Annotated in this window: 21 protein-coding genes and 1 riboswitch; of the genes, 1 reads left to right on the forward strand and 20 read right to left on the reverse strand. The window is 50.1% G+C overall.

What is annotated here, in order from left to right; genetic code table 11:
• Nucleotides 1-111: 111 nt before the first annotated feature.
• From KB559_RS06680 to ribD, 14 genes are all read right to left on the reverse strand, one after another.
• Complete coding sequence (locus tag KB559_RS06680) at nt 112-876, reverse strand: pseudouridine synthase (protein WP_211020922.1); 765 nt, start codon at nt 874-876, stop codon at nt 112-114.
• Nucleotides 877-945: 69 nt separating this feature from the next.
• Entirely contained in the window at nt 946-1,647 is a 702-nt protein-coding gene (locus KB559_RS06685) for a DUF2167 domain-containing protein (RefSeq protein WP_247681638.1), read from the reverse strand.
• Nucleotides 1,607-1,954: a DUF2167 domain-containing protein gene (locus tag KB559_RS25095; protein WP_247681602.1), complete on the reverse strand. Its 348-nt coding sequence runs from the start codon at nt 1,952-1,954 to the stop codon at nt 1,607-1,609. Before KB559_RS25095 ends, KB559_RS06685 begins: the two co-directional genes overlap by 41 nt.
• A gap of 212 nt (nt 1,955-2,166) precedes the next feature.
• Nucleotides 2,167-2,700, reverse strand: coding sequence for a spore maturation protein (locus KB559_RS06690; RefSeq protein ID WP_280520360.1), 534 nt, complete (start codon nt 2,698-2,700; stop codon nt 2,167-2,169).
• Nucleotides 2,701-2,707: 7 nt separating this feature from the next.
• Complete coding sequence (locus KB559_RS06695; RefSeq protein ID WP_211020923.1) at nt 2,708-3,340, reverse strand: nucleoside recognition domain-containing protein; 633 nt, start codon at nt 3,338-3,340, stop codon at nt 2,708-2,710.
• A gap of 60 nt (nt 3,341-3,400) precedes the next feature.
• Nucleotides 3,401-4,588, reverse strand: coding sequence for a D-alanyl-D-alanine carboxypeptidase family protein (locus tag KB559_RS06700; protein WP_211020924.1), 1,188 nt, complete (start codon nt 4,586-4,588; stop codon nt 3,401-3,403).
• 163 nt (nt 4,589-4,751) lie between these two features.
• Complete coding sequence (gene ytfJ / locus KB559_RS06705; protein WP_211020925.1) at nt 4,752-5,237, reverse strand: GerW family sporulation protein; 486 nt, start codon at nt 5,235-5,237, stop codon at nt 4,752-4,754.
• A gap of 115 nt (nt 5,238-5,352) precedes the next feature.
• Complete coding sequence (locus KB559_RS06710) at nt 5,353-6,051, reverse strand: DUF2953 domain-containing protein (RefSeq protein WP_211020926.1); 699 nt, start codon at nt 6,049-6,051, stop codon at nt 5,353-5,355.
• A 176-nt stretch (nt 6,052-6,227) separates the two neighbouring features.
• Nucleotides 6,228-6,896 (reverse strand): SMC-Scp complex subunit ScpB, encoded by a 669-nt coding sequence (gene scpB, locus KB559_RS06715; RefSeq protein ID WP_211020927.1) that lies wholly within the window; start codon nt 6,894-6,896, stop codon nt 6,228-6,230.
• Nucleotides 6,865-7,680, reverse strand: a complete 816-nt coding sequence (locus KB559_RS06720; protein ID WP_211020985.1) for a segregation and condensation protein A — start codon at nt 7,678-7,680, stop codon at nt 6,865-6,867. The genes scpB and KB559_RS06720 overlap by 32 nt, the downstream gene beginning before the upstream one ends.
• A gap of 70 nt (nt 7,681-7,750) precedes the next feature.
• A complete protein-coding gene (gene ribH / locus KB559_RS06725; protein ID WP_280520359.1) occupies nt 7,751-8,218 on the reverse strand; it encodes a 6,7-dimethyl-8-ribityllumazine synthase in 468 nt (155 codons plus the stop codon).
• 38 nt (nt 8,219-8,256) lie between these two features.
• The gene (locus KB559_RS06730; protein WP_211020928.1) at nt 8,257-9,501 is read right to left on the reverse strand and encodes a bifunctional 3,4-dihydroxy-2-butanone-4-phosphate synthase/GTP cyclohydrolase II; all 1,245 of its coding nucleotides are present in this window, start codon (nt 9,499-9,501) and stop codon (nt 8,257-8,259) included.
• Between the two features lie 27 nt (nt 9,502-9,528).
• A complete protein-coding gene (gene ribE, locus KB559_RS06735; RefSeq protein ID WP_211020929.1) occupies nt 9,529-10,212 on the reverse strand; it encodes a riboflavin synthase in 684 nt (227 codons plus the stop codon).
• Between the two features lie 18 nt (nt 10,213-10,230).
• Nucleotides 10,231-11,358, reverse strand: a complete 1,128-nt coding sequence (gene ribD / locus KB559_RS06740) for a bifunctional diaminohydroxyphosphoribosylaminopyrimidine deaminase/5-amino-6-(5-phosphoribosylamino)uracil reductase RibD (protein ID WP_211020930.1) — start codon at nt 11,356-11,358, stop codon at nt 10,231-10,233.
• Between the two features lie 272 nt (nt 11,359-11,630).
• Nucleotides 11,631-11,828: riboswitch (FMN riboswitch) on the reverse strand.
• Nucleotides 11,829-11,997: 169 nt separating this feature from the next.
• On the opposite strand from ribD, the gene tlp reads away from it, so the two are divergent.
• The gene (gene tlp / locus KB559_RS06745) at nt 11,998-12,216 is read left to right on the forward strand and encodes a small acid-soluble spore protein Tlp (RefSeq protein ID WP_211020931.1); all 219 of its coding nucleotides are present in this window, start codon (nt 11,998-12,000) and stop codon (nt 12,214-12,216) included.
• 93 nt (nt 12,217-12,309) lie between these two features.
• Here tlp and KB559_RS06750 read toward each other — a convergent pair whose 3' ends face one another.
• The 6 genes from KB559_RS06750 to KB559_RS06775 form a co-directional block, all read right to left on the reverse strand.
• Nucleotides 12,310-12,747, reverse strand: coding sequence for a peptidylprolyl isomerase (locus KB559_RS06750; RefSeq protein ID WP_211020932.1), 438 nt, complete (start codon nt 12,745-12,747; stop codon nt 12,310-12,312).
• Nucleotides 12,748-12,928: 181 nt separating this feature from the next.
• On the reverse strand, nt 12,929-14,260 hold the full coding sequence (gene lysA / locus KB559_RS06755) for a diaminopimelate decarboxylase (RefSeq protein WP_211020933.1): 1,332 nt from the start codon (nt 14,258-14,260) through the stop codon (nt 12,929-12,931).
• Nucleotides 14,261-14,367: 107 nt separating this feature from the next.
• On the reverse strand, nt 14,368-16,014 hold the full coding sequence (locus KB559_RS06760; RefSeq protein WP_435530072.1) for a spore germination protein: 1,647 nt from the start codon (nt 16,012-16,014) through the stop codon (nt 14,368-14,370).
• A 27-nt stretch (nt 16,015-16,041) separates the two neighbouring features.
• Nucleotides 16,042-16,467 carry a stage V sporulation protein AB gene (locus KB559_RS06765; protein ID WP_211020935.1) on the reverse strand — a complete coding sequence of 142 codons (426 nt, stop codon included), beginning with the start codon at nt 16,465-16,467 and terminating at the stop codon, nt 16,042-16,044.
• Nucleotides 16,464-17,111 (reverse strand): stage V sporulation protein AA, encoded by a 648-nt coding sequence (locus tag KB559_RS06770; RefSeq protein WP_211020936.1) that lies wholly within the window; start codon nt 17,109-17,111, stop codon nt 16,464-16,466. Before KB559_RS06770 ends, KB559_RS06765 begins: the two co-directional genes overlap by 4 nt.
• Nucleotides 17,112-17,480: 369 nt before the next feature.
• The coding region (locus tag KB559_RS06775; protein WP_211020937.1) for an IS3 family transposase at nt 17,481-17,716 on the reverse strand (236 nt) is incomplete at its 5' end.

The following is a 17,716-nucleotide window of genomic DNA, read 5'->3' on the forward strand; positions in this document are numbered from 1 at the left end:
TACGAGGCTGGAGTGCAAAAAAACCACCTTTTCCTAAGCGGTAATCTTCGATCCGAGCCAAGCGCAAAAAAACAGGGCACAGAATCTTTACGGATTCCATGCCCTGCATTTCTATTTCGATCTGTCCGCTTGTCCTTTTGCGGACTTATTGCCTGCTATTCTGGCCTGTTTGAGCAGTCCCTCAATCTCTTCCTTGGTCAGATGACGATAAAGGCCTCTCTTCAGGTTGCCGAGGTAAAGATCGCCGAAAGAAATCCGTTTCAATTTGGTAACAGGATGCTTAATCGCATCGAACATTCTCCGCACCTGCCGGTTTCTGCCTTCGTAAATCGTAATGGAAATGGTTGAGTGTTTCTGTTCGGGATCAATATCCTGATATTCCACTTCCGCCGGAGCCGTCATGCCATCCTCCAGCATTACACCCTTCTTCAGCTTGTCCAGTTCAGTTCCATGAGGAACGCCTTTTACGGTTGCATGGTACGTTTTCGGAACATGATGCTTCGGATGGGTCAGCAAATGGGCGAAATCTCCGTCATTCGTCAAGAGCAGCAGACCTTCGGTATCATAATCCAAACGGCCAACCGGATAAAGCCGTTCGGTAATGCCCTTTAAATAATCGGTGACGATTTTGCGGCCTTGGGGATCCGATGCGCTCGTAATAACGCCTTTCGGTTTGTTAAATACGATGTAAATCTTCTTTTCCGCGCCGATCGTTTTCCCGCCGACGGTAATTACATCTACAGCCGGATCAGCCTTGGTGCCAAGTGTAGTCACGGTTTCTCCGTTGACCTGCACCTTCCCGCCGAGAATCAATTCCTCACATTTACGGCGTGATGCTACTCCGGCTCCCGCCAATATTTTTTGCAATCTTTCCATGTCTATAAGTCACCTCATACACATGATACCCATAGGAACCGAAAATCACAATAGCAGCCGTCAAGCTGATCAGTCCGCCGGGGGAGCCGGAGGAGTCTGGGGCGGCTGACCTTGCCCGGAATTTGGTGCTGCAGGTGCATAGGGATCTTGATTTCCCGGCGCTGTTCCGCCAACTGGGGGATCTTGCGTCAGATTACTTTGGAGTTCCTGTTTCTTTTTCTTCTTACCGGTAATAAATCTCCATACCACGCCCAACGCGGCAATAATAACTACCCAGAACTTCCGGATAATCAGGACCAGGGCGCCGATCAGTCCGACCTTCTTCGCCACGGCCAGGCCGGCGCCGCCTACGATCAAAGCGGTGAGGCCATACTCCGCTTTTTTATCCACTTTGGGATCAAAATCCTCATACCGCTGCCCATCCTTCAGAGTAAACGCCGTCAGAATCTGATCCTCCATAATCTGCTTCGACTGAGCAAGCTCTGCCGGATCGGAGATCAACACAGCGGATACATTGCCTTCGCGCGTCAAAATACGAACGTTATAGTTAATAATCTGTTCATCATAGGCATCGTGACCGATGAGCGACCAAGTCAGGCTCCGCAGCTTCTCATCATATTTTGGCGGCGTTTCCCAGCCGTCCACGAACATATGATTCGCTTCATCACGATTCTTATTGCTCTCTTCCGTTCCTTTTATATAACTTTCAAGCAGCGCATCCGCATCGATATCATTCTTTTTCTTTATCGGATATATGTCCGGAGTCTTCATATTCAAACATGACCGCCCAATTCTGAGCATCATCCATCGGAAATACCATCCCGATCTCCATCCCGCTTGGAACTCCGCCGGATTCCTGTTGGAAAGTTTGAGTGTCGGCTCCGTTAAGAAACACGAAAGCCTCGCTCAGCTTCAGTTCAGCCAGATCATCCCCGAGCGTAACACTTTGTCCCGTTCCTTCAATCCAGTTCAATTCCGTTTCGGCATAGGCGCCGTTAGACGTAAAAATGGTTGCGAGCATCATGACAGTAATGGAGGCCGCTCCAAGCCTTCCTATGAATCTTTTCTTCTTCCACATGCTGTGAATTCCCTCTCTTTTCCTTATGTATTTTGAAAAATGCAGACCCGTTCTATATACCCACCACCTTCCTGATTAAATCGAATTTTATGAAAATCTTTAATATTTGAGACTTTAGTCACACAAGAGAGCACAAAAAAACACCGAACCGGGAGTCTCCCCGGAACGGCGTTCAACTTGATGCAAAAGTTATGAAAGTTATGTATGATGCCCTATCCGAACAAAAGCAAGCAAACCGCGATCGCGGCAATAAAGCCGACCACATCGGAAAAGAGCCCCACCTTCAAGGCATATCTTCCGTTTCTGATTCCAACCGCTCCAAAATATACGGTGAGCACATAAAGCGTAGTATCCGTGCTGCCCTGTATGGTAGAAGCAATGCGGCCAATCATCGAATCGGGACCATAGGTTTTGATCAGATCGGTCGTAAAAGCCAAAGAGCCTGTACCCGTCAAAGGCCTCAGAAAACCGAGAGGCAGAATTTCAGCCGGTACCTGGAGCTTCTCAAGAAACGGAGTCATCCACCCTACAAAAAACTCAAGTGCTCCCGATGCGCGAAACACACTGATCGCCACCATCATACCGACCAGGTGGGGGATAATGCCGATCGCGGTAGAAAATCCGTCCTTAGCCCCGTCGACGAAGGACTCGTATACCGGAACCTTTTTCAATTGAGCATATAAAGGAATAAATGCTATCATGACAGGCACGGCCCAGGCGGACAACATATTAATCCAGTTCAGCAAACGGGTCTCACCTCTTTAACGATAGTGTAGACGCAGGCGGAGGAATCACCGGAGGCTGCTTCCAGGCATGCCGCTTTCGGTACCATCGATCCGCCGCGATCGCCGCGATAGTGGCGATGCCTGTAGCGAGCAGAGTCGATCCGACGATTTCAGCAGGATTCGCCGAGTTGAAATTCATTCGGATGGCAATCAGCGTAGTCGGAATCAACGTAATGCTTGCCGTGTTAAGCGCCAGCAGCGTACACATGGCTGGAGAAGCCGTTTCCTTATCCGGATTTAGCTCCTGAAGCTCCTGCATGGCCCGGATTCCCATCGGCGTGGCCGCATTGCCGAGCCCCAGCAAATTGGCGCTCATATTGGAAAGAATGTAGCCCATGGCGGGATGATTTTTCGGCACATCAGGAAACAGATAGGAAACGACCGGACCAAGAATCTTGGAGATGCCCTTTACGAGTCCGGCTTCCTCAGCCAGCTTCATGATGCCCATCCAGAACACTAGGACGCTGATCAAGCCTAGGCAGACTGTAACACCTGTCGCGGCTCCCTCAAACGCGGCCTGGGTCACGACATTGATATCTCCCTTCACCGCAGCGAACACAAAACCGATCAAGATTAGGGCCAGCCAAATCTTATTGATCATTATTCTCCCCCCTCTCCACAATTGCTTGGCGTTGCTCTTCAGACTCTGTGCCACTGAAGATTATCCTGCAAGCAGCATTGTTTTCAGGACCATTTCAAACGAATCCGACCATCCGCCCGGAACAACCTTGGCCCCTGTCCCGGTCGGCATGGCAACCGGATTCCCGAATCCCGCCTTTGCGGACGGACTCGATGTCCCCTGCCCCACTTCATATACGGGGACCGATCCGACTTCGCTATTCCCGATAGAAATCGCAATCTTTCCACGGTAACCGAATGAATCCGACTTTCCGCTCTTTAATATCAGCCTAAGCTCCACTTCATCCTTCTCCTCCTCGGAGAGCGGATAACGGAAGCTTGTGCCTGCTCTTAATCCGTCTTTAACGGCTTGCCCTTCTTCCACCAACGATTTGAGCGGGTAATGGGCAAACGCATAATCCAGCAGCTTACGATGATCACTCCAATCGTCGCCGTCGTTGATCGTAACGGCCACAACTTGCTGTCCGTTCCTCGTTGCCGAGCTGACTAGGCAGCGTCTGGCAATTTTGGTATAGCCCGTTTTAACGCCGTCTGCGCCTTCATAGAACCGCAGCATTTTGTTTTTGTTGTCCCAGCGATAATCCCACGGATCATTCGGGTTTGGCGCTTTTCTGGAAGGAGTGCGCACGATCTCTTTGAACAGCGGATTATGAAGCGCATAGGCTGTCAGCTTGGCCAAATCATTGGCAGACGAATAATGCCCTTTCGCATCCAGGCCATGCGGATTCTGAAACTGTGTATGCTCAAGTCCGAGCATCTTTACTTTTTCATTCATGAGATGAACGAAACCTTCTTCGGAGCCCCCGACATGCTCGGCGATCGCTGTCGCTGCGTCATTACCGGATCGAAGCATTAAACCGTACAGCATATTCTCAAGGCTCATTTCTTCGCCGAGACGCAGATAAATGGAGGAGCCTTCCTTGCCGAAGGCATTTCGGCTGACTTTCACATTCTCCTTGGTTTGTCCGTGTTCGATAGCGACGATGGCGGTCATGATTTTGGTCAAACTTGCAATCGGAAGCTCGTCATCTCCGTGGGAGCTGTACAAAATTCTTCCGGAAGTGACATCAATCAGTGCAGCCGCTTGCGCATGGGTGGACGGTGCAGCAGGTGCCTTCTCCTTAGCCCCGGCGGCCGGTGGAATGGCCAGCAGCAGGCCGAGCGTCAGCAATCCGGCTAATTTTATCTTGGATGAAATTCTCATCGTCATCTTCCTCCGACTCTCGCTTGCGCGAACTAGTAATTACTATATGCAGCAGGCTCCTGGAGTATGTCCAAGCCAGGTAACCGTAATAAAGCCGCAATTTATTAATTTATTCCAATCATTTTCTTCAAAAAAAGTCCCCTCCGGGGTTCCGGAAGGGAACGGCTCTTTAGGCAAAAGGATGGATAGCCGCTTCCGCGGCACTTGCAACATCCGGCTTGCCTGTGGTTACCGAACTTGTCACGGTTTGGACCGAGCCATTCGGAAACATGGTCTGGATTTTATCGATCAGCATGGGAACCGCCTCGATCACCTTCTCCATCAAGTGGGTTTGATTATCAAGCGGAACGATGTGAACCCCCTGTTTACCGACCACGAGAAATGCGATCGGATTGATCGACACGCCGCCGCCGCTGCCGCCGCCAAACGGCCGGGCTTTGCCACCTTCAGAGGTCGTCCCGCTCTTTTCGGGTTTCTCGTCAATGTTGAAATCACTGCCCCCGGCTGCAAAGCCGAAACCGACCCGGCTGATCGGAAGAATGACGCTGCCGTCCGGCGTTTCGACCGGCTCCCCGACAATCGTATTCACGTCAACCATATCCTTGATGTTTTCCATCGCGGTTTTCATTAGCCCTTGTATCGGATGCTCAACCATAAAAATTCCTCCTCAGTGCGATATAGATAAGTACTTACCATCGCTTTTTCGTATTGTGGGCACTTTGAAGGAGGAGTATGCACCATCCCTTTTTATTCCTAAATCGTAACGGGACTTACTCTCCTGATTGATTGCCCTTCGAAAGGAGGCTTCTCCACTTCTTCACTCCGCCCTTAACTTTCAATACGCGGACCACCAGAACCATTCCGGCATAAACAGCATTCCCGAGACGTATTTCAGCCGTACAGTTGAGCTCGGTGGAAAATAACGGGGAACCGCCGAATACGGGAACGACAAACAACTTCGGACGTTGCCGCAAGGAAATATGGTAGGAAAGCCATCCGATCAGCGTAGTTTTCAAAGCCCATAACGCGCCGGTAAGGGTTGCCGTATGGGCAGCATCGGTAAGCGCCACATTTGTAGACCATTCCATGCTGACCAAAGTGACCCGGCGAAGTGTCGTATTCAGCCACTTTTTCAATCCTCTGGTTGCCCGGATCATATCGCGAAATTGATCCGCCCAGAGGTTTACTTTTTCCTTATCGATTTCCTGCTCCCCGGCCGAAGTATGCGTTTTGAAGAAATTATCGCTACTATTGTTCTCGACCCACAGGCCGTCCTGAAGCTTATTCAGCCCAAGGGCCGGAATCCGATAATGATATGTAAGCAGCCCGAACAATAGCGTTACATCAATCAGAATCGTCTCATCCTTGTTTTCCTTCTTGAGCTTGATATGAAACGTTATTTTGGATAACAAAATCAGCGTCAGGACCAGCAGCAACAGGACCAGGATGCTTCCGAGCCAAATCCACACGGGAGTGCCCTCCAAGCCATAATCAGATAACAAGCTCCGAATAGTATGGCACGGTTATCATTAAAAAATTCCAAGTTTGGCATTTTGGCGTAGTATGCAACACAAAAAAGCCGCCCGTAAGGGCGGCTTGAGCAGACTATTCATTTGAGCTGATACGGGTACACGATCATTCCCCATCAACTCTCTTGTTCTTGTTCTTGTTCCTCTTGCTGCTGTTCCTGTTCCGGATTAGCTTCCTGCCCCGTCTTGTCTACATCGTCAAAAGTGAGCTGCTGCTCCTCAAGCTTCTGAAATAACAGCTGAGTCTCTTCCTCTAATTGCTCCGCACTTTCGAAATCGGCCAGATCCGGCAGATCCTTCAAACTGGCCAGACCGAAATAATCGAGGAAAGCTTTGGTCGTTCCGTATAAAATAGGACGTCCGATCGCCTCCGCCCGGCCGACCTCTTCAATAAGATCTTTGTTTACCAGGGTGTGGATGGCTCGTTCCGACTTTACGCCCCGAATTTCCTCCACCTCAATCCGGGTAATCGGCTGACGGTATGCGATAATGGAGAGCGTCTCCAATGCCGCCTGGGACAGAGAGGAACGTGAGGGTGAATAGGCAAGCTTCTCGAAATAAGGCGCGTGCTGCGGCAACGTAGCGAGCTGATAATTACCGGCGATCTGGACGATTTGCAAGCCCCGACCTGCCCGCTCGAAGGAATTCTTCATATCTTGAAGCGCATCCGTGACTAAATCCTGCCTTTGCTCAGTCACCTCCGCAAGCTGCTTCAAACTGATTCCTTCCTCACCTGCTAAGAATAGCAACCCCTCAATAATCGATTTCAATTCCTGATAATTCATCTGCCTTTACTACCCCTCTCCACTCCATGACAATATCATCGAACAACTTGTTTTGATAACATACGATTTGTTTCATTTTCATCAGTTCTAAAATCGCCAGAAAAGTAACTACAATTTCATGCCGGTACATTTCCTGATGCAGCAGCTTGGAGAACAGGAGCCTGCCTCCCTTTCCTACACTTTCCAGCGCGGAAACGACTTCCCGGATCCGGTCCTTGACCGAAATTTCATCCCGGTGAATACGAGCTACCGTGTTGCGCTTGACCGCTTTCCGGATCGCCTTCTGGAAAACCGCAATCAGGTCCGCGGCATGCAGGCCTTTGACGGGATTCTCTTCGATTTCGGGTAAATACGGTGTCAGATCCTCCGGCTCCTTGGAAAATATCAAACTGCGCTCCCACTCGCGCTCGTGAAGATGCTCGGCAATCCCTTTATATTTGCGGTATTCGATCAGTTGGCGGATGAGTTCATCCCGGGGATCCTCTTCGTCCTCCATCAAATAATCGAAATCATCGTCAAATTCGATCACTGGCGGCTTGGGCAGCAGCTGCTTGCTCTTGATCGACAGCAACGTCGCCGCCATGACAAGAAATTCACTGGTCACTTCCAGTTCCAGCTCCTGCATATTGTGTAAATATTCGAGGTACTGGTCCGTAATTTCACTGATCGAAATTTGGTGAATATCTATCTCCGCTTTATCGATCAAATGCAATAGAAGGTCCAGCGGCCCTTCGAATGATTCCAGCTTGTATAATACTGTCGTCAATGAACTTCCCCCACCCATGACATGCAAAATAGCTTATAAAAGAAAAATGCAGTACCCCGAAAAAGAAGGGTACTACATTAAATAAGCACTATTTTAGCTGATTCGTCAAGTTCGCCATTTCAATGGCTGCCATTGCGGCATCCCATCCCTTGTTCCCGGCCTTTGTGCCGGCACGTTCGATCGCCTGTTCGATGTTTTCGGTAGTCACGACGCCGAAGATGGTAGGAACTCCCGTTTTTAGTCCGACCGCGGCAACGCCTTTTGCCGCTTCGTTGCAAACATAGTCATAATGCGAAGTTGAACCGCGAATGACGGTGCCCAGCGTGATCACTGCATCATACTTTCCGCTTTCCGCCAGCTTCTGTGCCGCAAACGGAATTTCGAATGCACCTGGCACCCAAGCTACGCTGACCTCTTCGTCCTTAACGCCATGGCGCTTCAGCGCATCCAGCGCTCCGCCCAGCAGCTTGCTGGTAATGAATTCGTTGAACCGTCCAACTACAATCGCGTATTTCAAGCCGTTTGATACTAGATTTCCTTCATATACATTCATCATTTTGAATACCATCCTTCCACTATTAGGAAATTATTATTTTATATTTCAGAAGACTCGTTTTGCTCCAGGTCATCGAATTTCAACAAATGCCCCAACTTCGATTGCTTAGTATGAAGGTAACCGGAATTATCTTCATTTTCCTCCATTTGAATCGGTACGCGCTCCACCACTTCCAGGCCATAACCCTCCAGCCCTTTGATCTTGCGCGGGTTGTTGGTAAGCAGACGGATTTGGCGAACGCCAAGATCCTTTAATATCTGGGCACCGATGCCGTAATCGCGCAGGTCGGCCGGAAAACCAAGCTTGAGGTTGGCGTCCACGGTATCCAAGCCTTGCTCCTGGAGTTTGTAGGCCTTCAGTTTGTTAATAAGACCGATACCGCGTCCCTCTTGCCTCATATAGAGCAATACCCCTCTGCCTTCCTGTTCGATCTGTTTCAGCGCCGCTTCGAACTGCGGCCCGCAGTCACAGCGATGCGAATGGAATACGTCTCCCGTCAGGCATTCCGAATGCACCCGCACCAGCACCGGTTCGTCTCCGCCGATTTCCCCTTTTACCAGGGCGACATGCTCTTTGGTATCGACGTCGTTCGTGTAGGCAATAGCCCGGAACTCCCCATAATCCGTTGGCATACGCACCTCGACTTCCCGGTTGACCAGCTTTTCCTTTTCATTACGGTAATGAATCAGGTCTTTGACACTGATCAGCTTGAGATCAAAGGTTTTGGCGATCTCCATAAGGTCGGGGAGCCGAGCCATGGTTCCGTCCTCCTTGATCACCTCGCAGATGACTCCTGCGGGATATGCTCCGCACATCCGCGCCAGATCCACCGCGGCTTCCGTATGGCCGGCCCGCCGCAGAACGCCGCCCTTCTTGGCGATCAGCGGAAACATGTGACCCGGACGGCGAAAATGGGCCGGTTTGGCCTCGGGGTCCATAATCCCGCGTACTGTCAGTGAACGTTCGTACGCGGAAATCCCCGTCGTAGTGTCTTTATGGTCAATGGAAACCGTAAAGGCTGTCCCATGATAATCGGTGTTTTGCGCTACCATCGGTTGTAATTCAAGCTCATCGGCACGCTCTTGCGTAATCGGCAGACAGACCAGCCCGCGCCCCTGAGTAATCATAAAATTGATGACTTCGGGCGTAGCCTTCTCGGCTAACGCAACGAAATCCCCTTCATTTTCACGATCTTCATCGTCGACCACTATAATCACTTTTCCGCGCATCAATTCATAAATCGCTTCCTCAACGCGGTCCAACTGGATATCACTATCACTCATCTAAATCCCCTCCACTCTCAACTTTCTTCACGCAAATCCATGCTCCGAGAGGAACGCAAGATTGATGCCGCCTCTACTATCTTCCGGTTCGTCGTCCTGAGCAGTTCCGTTTTGGGCCCTTCCGAATTTGAGCAAGTGCTCCACATATTTGCCCAGGACGTCGCATTCCATATTTACCGTATCGCCGGGACGTTTGTAGGCAAGCCCCGTTTCAGCGAGAGTATGAGGAATTATGGATACCGAGAACCGCCCGCCCGAGGTCTGCACTACCGTAAGACTTATTCCGTCAACCGTAATCGATCCCTGGGGAATTATATATTTAAACATGGACGTTTCTACCGGTTCAATCTCATATACGACCGCATTTTGATCTTTGCGGACCCGGATAATTGTCCCTATTCCGTCCACATGCCCCTGAACAAGATGGCCGCCGAATCTTCCTCCTGCCGCCATGGCCCGTTCCAGATTGATCCGGCTTCCCGGCTTCAAATCCTTGAGGTTCGTGTGGCGGTAGGTTTGCGGCATCACATCGACAGCAAAAGAAGAAGAGTCAAAGGAGGTGGCCGTCAGGCAAACTCCGTTGACGGCGATGCTGTCTCCCAGCTTCAAGCCTTCCGTTACCACGCTGGCCGAGATGCCAAGGACCATCGCTTCTCCTTTGCGGCTAACCGATTTTATTGTCCCGATCTCCTCTACTAGTCCGGTGAACATAAGCTCCCCTCCTTACTCCTAAATTTTGAGTCCTTCCTTAGTAGCGCCTGACCAGACAGGTGTTCCTTTGATGCACACATTATCCCCCATTTGCTCCACTTCCAAATCGGTTAAATAAACGGCGTCTTTCATCAGGCTGTAACCGTCAAACATAAAATTCCCGGGAGACTCGAGCCCTCCTATCAGCTTAGGGGCAAAAAACATGACAACTTGATCGGCCAATTGCTCTTGAATCAAAGAGCCGTTCAATCTCCCCCCGCCCTCTACGAGAATGGATGAAATCTCCTGCTCGCCAAGATTTTCCATAGCCAATTTCAAATCAACCTTCGGTCCCTCGCCGCACGGAATGACCTTAATTCCCCGCTCACGCAAAGCAAGCACCTTGTCCGGGTCAGCTTTATCCGTCGTTAGAAGGACTGTCGGAGCTGCGCCGTCGTTAAGCATTCTGGAGCTTTCCGGGATCCGCAGCTGCGAGTCGACGATAATACGAACCGGTGACAGCCCCGGCACCGGAAGCCGGGTTGTCAACTGCGGATCATCGGCCAGGACGGTTCCAACGCCGACCATGATGGCCTGATGCCGGTGCCGCATCGTATGGACCATCTCCCTTGCTGCTTCGTTCGAAATCCACTTGCTGTCTCCGGTTCTCGAAGCTATTTTGCCGTCCAGCGTGCTTGCGGTTTTGATCGTGACGTAAGGAAGCCCTGTCGTAATAAATTTGATAAATGCCTTGTTGAGCCTAATTGCTTCTTCGCGGAGAACGCCGACATCCACCTGGATCCCATTTTCCCGCAAGCTCCGTATTCCCCGTCCCGCCACTTGCGGATTGGGATCTTCACTGGCAACGACGACCCGTGCCACTTTTTCCCGAATCAAGCGTTCGGAACAAGGCGGTGTCAACCCATGGTGACTGCATGGCTCAAGAGTTACATAAACCGTGCTGCCTTCGGCCATTTCGCCGGCCATATTAAGAGCGTGTACTTCTGCATGCGGCGTACCGCGCCTGAGATGCGTACCCAAGCCAACGACCGCGCCTTCCTTTACCACAACCGCCCCGACGACCGGATTGATGCCCGTCTGGCCTTGGGATCGTTCCGCCATTTGAATCGCCAGTCCCATATAATACTCGTCGTTGATATTGTTCAATTGCATGTCCTCCTTCCTTGCGAAAATGTAAAAAACCCCGCCGGAGCATTCCGGCAGGGTAAATTGAGAGAAATGTATGTACGCGAATAAAGCAAGCAAACGCAAATAGAAGATGTCAAAGCTGATGCATGACAAATCAAACGTCTGCCGTCCTTTTAAAGCAATATTTTCCCAACGCAAATATGACATTGTGAAAACAATTACTTTAAGAACTGCTTCCTGTATTTGAACACATGGCGTGTCTAAACATTCATTAAACCCCATGCGTTCCGCGTCTCCTTCTCCCATCCAGACTATACTGTCGGTCCCGGAATCACACCGGCTCAGCCATATGCTGCTGGTTAAGCTCGCATACGGGTCACGGACTCGTGCTTGCTCCGATTCAAATCACATCCAGTCAAAGGATGCCTCGATCATCGAAGCCAGCCATCACCGTCGGTAGGGAATTTCACCCTGCCCCGAAGGAATGCTATTCAGTTAATTATTTGTTGCAACCCGAATGTTATCACTAACCCCTAAAAAAATCAAGGACATTGCTCCCGCCGCCGTCCGGGAATAAAAACTCCGCCTCTGAGCGAAAATAACTCCGACACCCGTTAATTCAATAAAAATTTCATCTACATTAGGAGGAATTCATTCGTGGCAAAACCTGATGATCGCTCTGATAATGTTGAAAAACTACAGTCCAGCATTCAAAATACGATTCAAAATTTCCGGGAAGGCCAGGATTATTTAAGTGAGCATGCCGACGAAATTTCCGGCGAAGAAAAACACCAAATAGAGGAAAAGAACGCCCGGCGCCTCGACAGCATTCGCGGGTTCCGCGAAGAGGTTAAGGACGAAGCGGCAGACCACTAACAGTTAAAATATGCCGAAATTGTGCAAATACGAAACCCCTCTGAGGAGTAATCCTTCAGAGGGGTTATTGTTGTTGATTCTATTCTATTTCAATTACGCTTCGTCCCAAACCGTAACTTCTTTCATTTTGTCGCCAGGGCGAACCTGATCGACAAGCTCCATGCCGGAAGTTACTTTGCCGAATACCGTATGGACGCCATTCAAATGCGGCTGCGGCTCGTACACGATAAAGAACTGGCTGCCGCCGGTGTCTTTGCCTGCATGAGCCATGGACAATACGCCGCGCTCGTGCTTGGTCGTGTTGGTCGACGTTTCACATTTGATGGTGTAGCCAGGGCCACCCGTACCGTTTCCGACCGGGCATCCGCCTTGAGCAACAAAGCCCGGAATAACGCGGTGGAAAGTCAAGCCGTTATAATATCCGGAATTCGCCAGCTTTTCGAAGTTGGCTACCGTTCCTGGCGCTTCTTCGGGCAGAAATTGAATTTCAACCTCTCCGCCTTTTTCCAAAACAATTTTCCCTTTTTTCATATGGGTCACTTCCTTCTTCGAATTATCATTGTATTAACTTCAGACAAACCTCTTCAAGTGTACTATGAAATGACGTCCGTAGCAAAATATGGCGCAAAAAAAATGCAACAGCATCATCCAATCCGGCCTCCCGGCCAGTCGTATGATGCTGTTACACCTGTATTTCACAGTTCAGTTCCGTTTACTTGAACGACGGCTGCTTTGCAATCCGCTCGGGGATCACGTCGCAGGAAGTAATATCCTGTAAGCTTTCACGCTTTACGACAAGATCGCTTTGCCCGTTTTGAACGAATACGACCGCCGGACGACGGATCCGGTTGTAGTTGCTGGCCATAGCATAGTTGTACGCGCCCGTGCATGCAACGGCGAGCAAATCGCCCGAATTCACTTTAGGCAGCTCCAAATCCCAAATCAGCATATCCCCGCTTTCGCAGCATTTGCCTGCAATGGATACCGTTTCTTCGGCAGCATCCAAGCTGCGGTTCGCCAACATAGCTTCATACTTGGAGTCGTACAATGCAGGACGCGGATTATCCGTCATTCCGCCATCGACGGACACGTATTTACGAACACCCGGAATATCCTTGCTCGTTCCTACGGTATACAACGTCGTACCGGCATCTCCGACAATGCTCCGGCCCGGTTCCACCCAAATTTCAGGGAGCTGCGGATATGCGCTTGCAAATGACGATTTTACGGCATCGGTAATCGCTTTTACATAATCCGAAACCTGAAGAGGCGTGTCTTCTTCCGTATAGCGGATTCCGAATCCTCCGCCCAGGTTGATCACTTTGAATACGACATCCAGTTTTTCTTTAACTTGAAGAGCGAACTCGGCCACACGTTCTACCGCCAGTTGAAAGCCTTCCACCTCGAAAATTTGCGAACCGATGTGGGAATGCAAACCGAGCAGACGAAGATTCGAACTGCGTGAAGCCAGCTCTACCGCTTCAAATGCAGATCCGTTACCGATATCGAAACCGAATTTCGAATCCGTCTGGCCCGTAGAAATATACTCATGCGTATGAGCTTCCACTCCAGGGGTTACGCGCAGGAGAATATTAACCGAGAGTCCTTTGTCTGCGGCCAACGCCTGCAGCATATGGATTTCAGTAAAATTATCAACGACAAAACAACCAATATTGGCCTGAATCGCCATTTCAAGCTCTTCAGGAGTCTTGTTGTTCCCGTGAAAATGGATTCTTTGCGCAGGGAAGCCAGCCTCGAGGGCGGTGTACAATTCTCCCTCTGAAACGACATCGAGGGACAGTCCTTCTTCCTCGACCAGACGGCACATCGCCATCACGCAAAATGCTTTGCTGGCATAGGCCACCTGAAACGACAATCCCGAAGCACGGAACGCTTCCATATATTCACGGCATCTTTGCCGGATGAGCGCTTCATCCATGATATACAGCGGGGTGCCGTAAGTTTCTTTCAACTCGACCGTGTCGACGCCGCCGATCTCCAGATGTCCTTTAGGATTGATTTTGCTGGTACCATGTAAATACATCTATGCAGTCCTCCACTTTCAATTTTCACCAGTATATCAAACAACCCGCGAACTGAAAAATGGATTTTTTCGATTATCATTTGTGTTTTTTTCTGGACACGCCCAATTCATCTCTCACTGCGCGGCATACGGGTATTATCTCGCGTCTTGGTGAAGGACGGTCTTTGCTTCGAGGTAAGCACCGGAACCCGGATCAGAATTCCAGCCATCGCCTTTGCATTAAACGGAATAAACGGCCACAAATAAGAGGAGTTAAACGAACGTTGGGTACTGAGGAAAATAATGAACGCCGTGACTCCTCCTACAAGGCCAGGTACGCCGAATATGGCAACCAGTACCAGCATGATCAGCCTGACAACCCTATTGGCAAGTCCGAGCTCGTAGCTCGGCGTCGCAAACATCCCGATGGCGGCCACAGCCATATATAGCACGACTTCGTTCACGAACAGGCCGGTCTTAACGGCGATATCGCCTATGAGGATCGCCGCGATCAGACCCATGGCTGAGGCGAGCGGAGTCGGCGTATGTACGGCTGCCATCCGCATCAAGTCGACCCCGAATTCCACCAGTAAAAACTGGGCGATAATCGGGATTTTGGCCATTTTTTGCGGGCCGATGAAATCCAGCATCGCCGGCTTCAGCTCCGGATGGATTACCATAAGCATCCATATCGGAAGCAGAAATAAGGAGGCAAAGATTCCGAAGAAACGCACCCAGCGCAAATAGGTGCCCATGAACGGGGTTTGCCGGTTTTCCTCCGCATGCTGACATAAATCGAAGAACGTTGTCGGCAAAATCATGACGCTTGGCGAGGTGTCGACGAAGATGACGACCCGACCCTCCATCAGATGGGAAGCGACCACATCCGGACGTTCGGAGTAACGGACCAGCGGGTAGGGATTCCACCCTTTTTTCACGATCGCTTCTTCAAGCTGCTTGTCGGCCAAGGGAATACCGTCCATTTCAACGCCCTTGAGTTTCTCTCTCACCGCATCTACGAGTACCTTATCCGCAATGTCGTCAATATATGCGATACAAACATCGGTTTGACTTCGCCGTCCCACCTTCATCGCTTCGAATTTGATACCGGGATCGCGGAGCCTTCTCCGTACAAGCGTTACATTCGTCAGCAGCGTCTCGGTAAAACCGTCACGAGCGCCACGAACAACTCTTTCCAGCGACGGTTCCTCCGGGCTGCGGACCGGGTAAGAACGAGTATCCATGACAATGGCCGATTGTTCGCCTTCAATAAACAGAACACTCATGCCGATCAGCACATTGTTAACCGCCGAGCTGAGATGCTCCGTTTTTTCCACTTGTATATGCGGGATGTAAAGATCGAAGAAGGATCGAAGCGCACCTGTCGTCAGATTTTCCGGTGTCAAGTAGGTCAATCGCTTGATGATTTCCTGCATTATCGTATCTTTGGCAAATCCATTGATAAAAAAGAGACCCGTTCGTTTACCGCCAAAAGTCATTTCCCGGAAAACGACATCAAAACCTTGACCGAGGCCGACGACTTCCTCCAGCGTTTTCTTAGTCGTGGTCAAACTGCGGCTGATCTTGTCGTTCTTCTGCCAATATTGGATCGACTCCTTTACAGAATCCGATCGTTCGGCCTCCACCTTATGCCTCCGGTCCTCTTTCGCCTGATCTTCATCCTCCGGCCAGGCAAACTCTCCGGTTCCGGGCATGAATTCCGGAATATCCTGGGATTGCCCCTCCTGCCCTGTTCCACCCCGTTCGTGATCCATCATCGCTGACATACCTCCTTAACTGTATTAACGCCTGTACACGAACCATTCAAATAAAGATCCTGCTACCTTTCCGAACACCATCGCCATCAGGAGCCCGAGCAAATACTTTTGCATATGCAGTCTTTTGGCCAATATCGGCAGCACATTGAGCACTTCAGTAAGCGCGGCTGCCAGCATCCCGACGAAAATGCCATTGAACAGGCCGACCACACCGGTTCCTATCCAGGGACCGTGAATGTTCCAGTTCCAAAAATCCGCGATCGTACCGAGGAATGAGCCGCATACCATCGCTCCCTCGTACCAGTGAACCTTGTCATAGGATCTGGTGATTTGGGCCAGACGCGGAATCATGTCCAGCACGATATAAAGGGCAATCACCCCGCCTCCGACCGCAATGCCTCCCGCCAGTCCGAAGAATATAGAAAAGATCAGGGAGAGCGTTGGAGTCAATGCCTTTTCTCCTCTCCAGGCGCTTCGGACCGGCGCATTTTTTCGTATTCCTCGGCAATCACGTACTGATTCAAATTTTCCTGATAGAGATACATTTCAACTTCCAGAGGGGTAGGTTCCTCATTCCATTTTTTCTTGAACAAATGGTTAAAGAAGATGATCATCCCAAGCCCGAGTCCGACAGAATATGCCACTTGAAATAAATAAGGATGCTCGTCCCTTTCCCCGGTAATCATTTCTACGATCCGGACCTGGACCTCGGGCATGCTGACATCGGCGTGGAAATTCATAATCGTCAGACCGGCACCAAAAAAAAGCAGCAGCCAGACGAGAATAAACAGAGAGATGGAAGGCTTTTTCTCCCGGGTTATCATTTCAACGAGAACATGCGGTTCCCCCAACACTTCAACCTTCAGCGAAGGGAACTTTCGACGGATGCAAGCTATGACCTGAAGCATGTCGATGACGATCAAGTTACCGTCGCTATACTCCGGCCTGTCCATGATGAGCCCAAGGAGCTCCTTTTCATAACGGGGATCGGCCAGTATGCGCGCAATATCCCCCAACCGGACAGGTGCGCCAATCGGAAGCTTTACCTGCTTGCGCAGGCGCAGATAAACGGGAGAGATCGTCCCTTTCTCCATAATGGACACCCCTTTACTGCCGTATTGTCCATAGTATGCCAAGCCCGCCTGCGATTTACTCTTCGAGGGGCTCCGCTATATAAGCTGAACAATGGAAAAGAAGAGCACTGCCGATACCTTCGGCAGTCCTCTTTGCTATTCAGAGCTATTCAATCGACAACAACTTAACTGTAAAACCTGCAGTTATATTTGTGAAATGAGCTCATTCGAGCTAAATAACTGGAAAATGTACAGTTAATTCAGTGGTTTCAGCTCGGAATGGCCTAAATCCTCTGAAATAACTGTAGCTTTTACAGTTAAATTAGCCTAGGTAGCATTTGGAGTAAAAATAGATGTAGGAATGCTCTTCTGTCAATAAAGTGGACACTCTTAAGCCGCAACTTGGTAGTACAGCTGTTCAAAGCGCACCGGTGACATGTAACCAATTGTGCTATTTGAGCGCTTGCGGTTGTAAAAGAACTCAATGTAACGATACAGCTTCTGTTGCGCCTCTTCCTTGGTCCTGAACTTTGGCCTGCTGTAGATGAATTCGCGTTTTAAGATGCTGTGAAACGCCTCGATGCAGGCATTGTCATAGCAGTTACCTTTACGACTCATGCTTGGCT

The organism is Paenibacillus sp. Marseille-P2973, assembly GCF_018101095.1.
GTDB classification, from domain to species: domain Bacteria; phylum Bacillota; class Bacilli; order Paenibacillales; family Paenibacillaceae; genus Fontibacillus; species Fontibacillus vini.

Coding starts and splice junctions, on each gene's coding strand:
- KB559_RS06680 (WP_211020922.1), bottom strand. CDS start 876: ATGGAAAGATTGCAAAAAATATTGGCGGGAGCCGGAGTAGCATCACGC.
- KB559_RS06685 (WP_247681638.1), bottom strand. CDS start 1,647: ATGAAGACTCCGGACATATATCCGATAAAGAAAAAGAATGATATCGAT.
- KB559_RS25095 (WP_247681602.1), bottom strand. CDS start 1,954: ATGTGGAAGAAGAAAAGATTCATAGGAAGGCTTGGAGCGGCCTCCATT.
- KB559_RS06695 (WP_211020923.1), bottom strand. CDS start 3,340: ATGATCAATAAGATTTGGCTGGCCCTAATCTTGATCGGTTTTGTGTTC.
- KB559_RS06700 (WP_211020924.1), bottom strand. CDS start 4,588: ATGACGATGAGAATTTCATCCAAGATAAAATTAGCCGGATTGCTGACG.
- ytfJ (WP_211020925.1), bottom strand. CDS start 5,237: ATGGTTGAGCATCCGATACAAGGGCTAATGAAAACCGCGATGGAAAAC.
- scpB (WP_211020927.1), bottom strand. CDS start 6,896: ATGAATTATCAGGAATTGAAATCGATTATTGAGGGGTTGCTATTCTTA.
- KB559_RS06720 (WP_211020985.1), bottom strand. CDS start 7,680: ATGGGTGGGGGAAGTTCATTGACGACAGTATTATACAAGCTGGAATCA.
- ribH (WP_280520359.1), bottom strand. CDS start 8,218: ATGATGAATGTATATGAAGGAAATCTAGTATCAAACGGCTTGAAATAC.
- KB559_RS06730 (WP_211020928.1), bottom strand. CDS start 9,501: ATGAGTGATAGTGATATCCAGTTGGACCGCGTTGAGGAAGCGATTTAT.
- ribE (WP_211020929.1), bottom strand. CDS start 10,212: ATGTTCACCGGACTAGTAGAGGAGATCGGGACAATAAAATCGGTTAGC.
- KB559_RS06750 (WP_211020932.1), bottom strand. CDS start 12,747: ATGAAAAAAGGGAAAATTGTTTTGGAAAAAGGCGGAGAGGTTGAAATT.
- lysA (WP_211020933.1), bottom strand. CDS start 14,260: ATGTATTTACATGGTACCAGCAAAATCAATCCTAAAGGACATCTGGAG.
- KB559_RS06760 (WP_435530072.1), bottom strand. CDS start 16,014: ATGGATCACGAACGGGGTGGAACAGGGCAGGAGGGGCAATCCCAGGAT.
- KB559_RS06770 (WP_211020936.1), bottom strand. CDS start 17,111: ATGGAGAAAGGGACGATCTCTCCCGTTTATCTGCGCCTGCGCAAGCAG.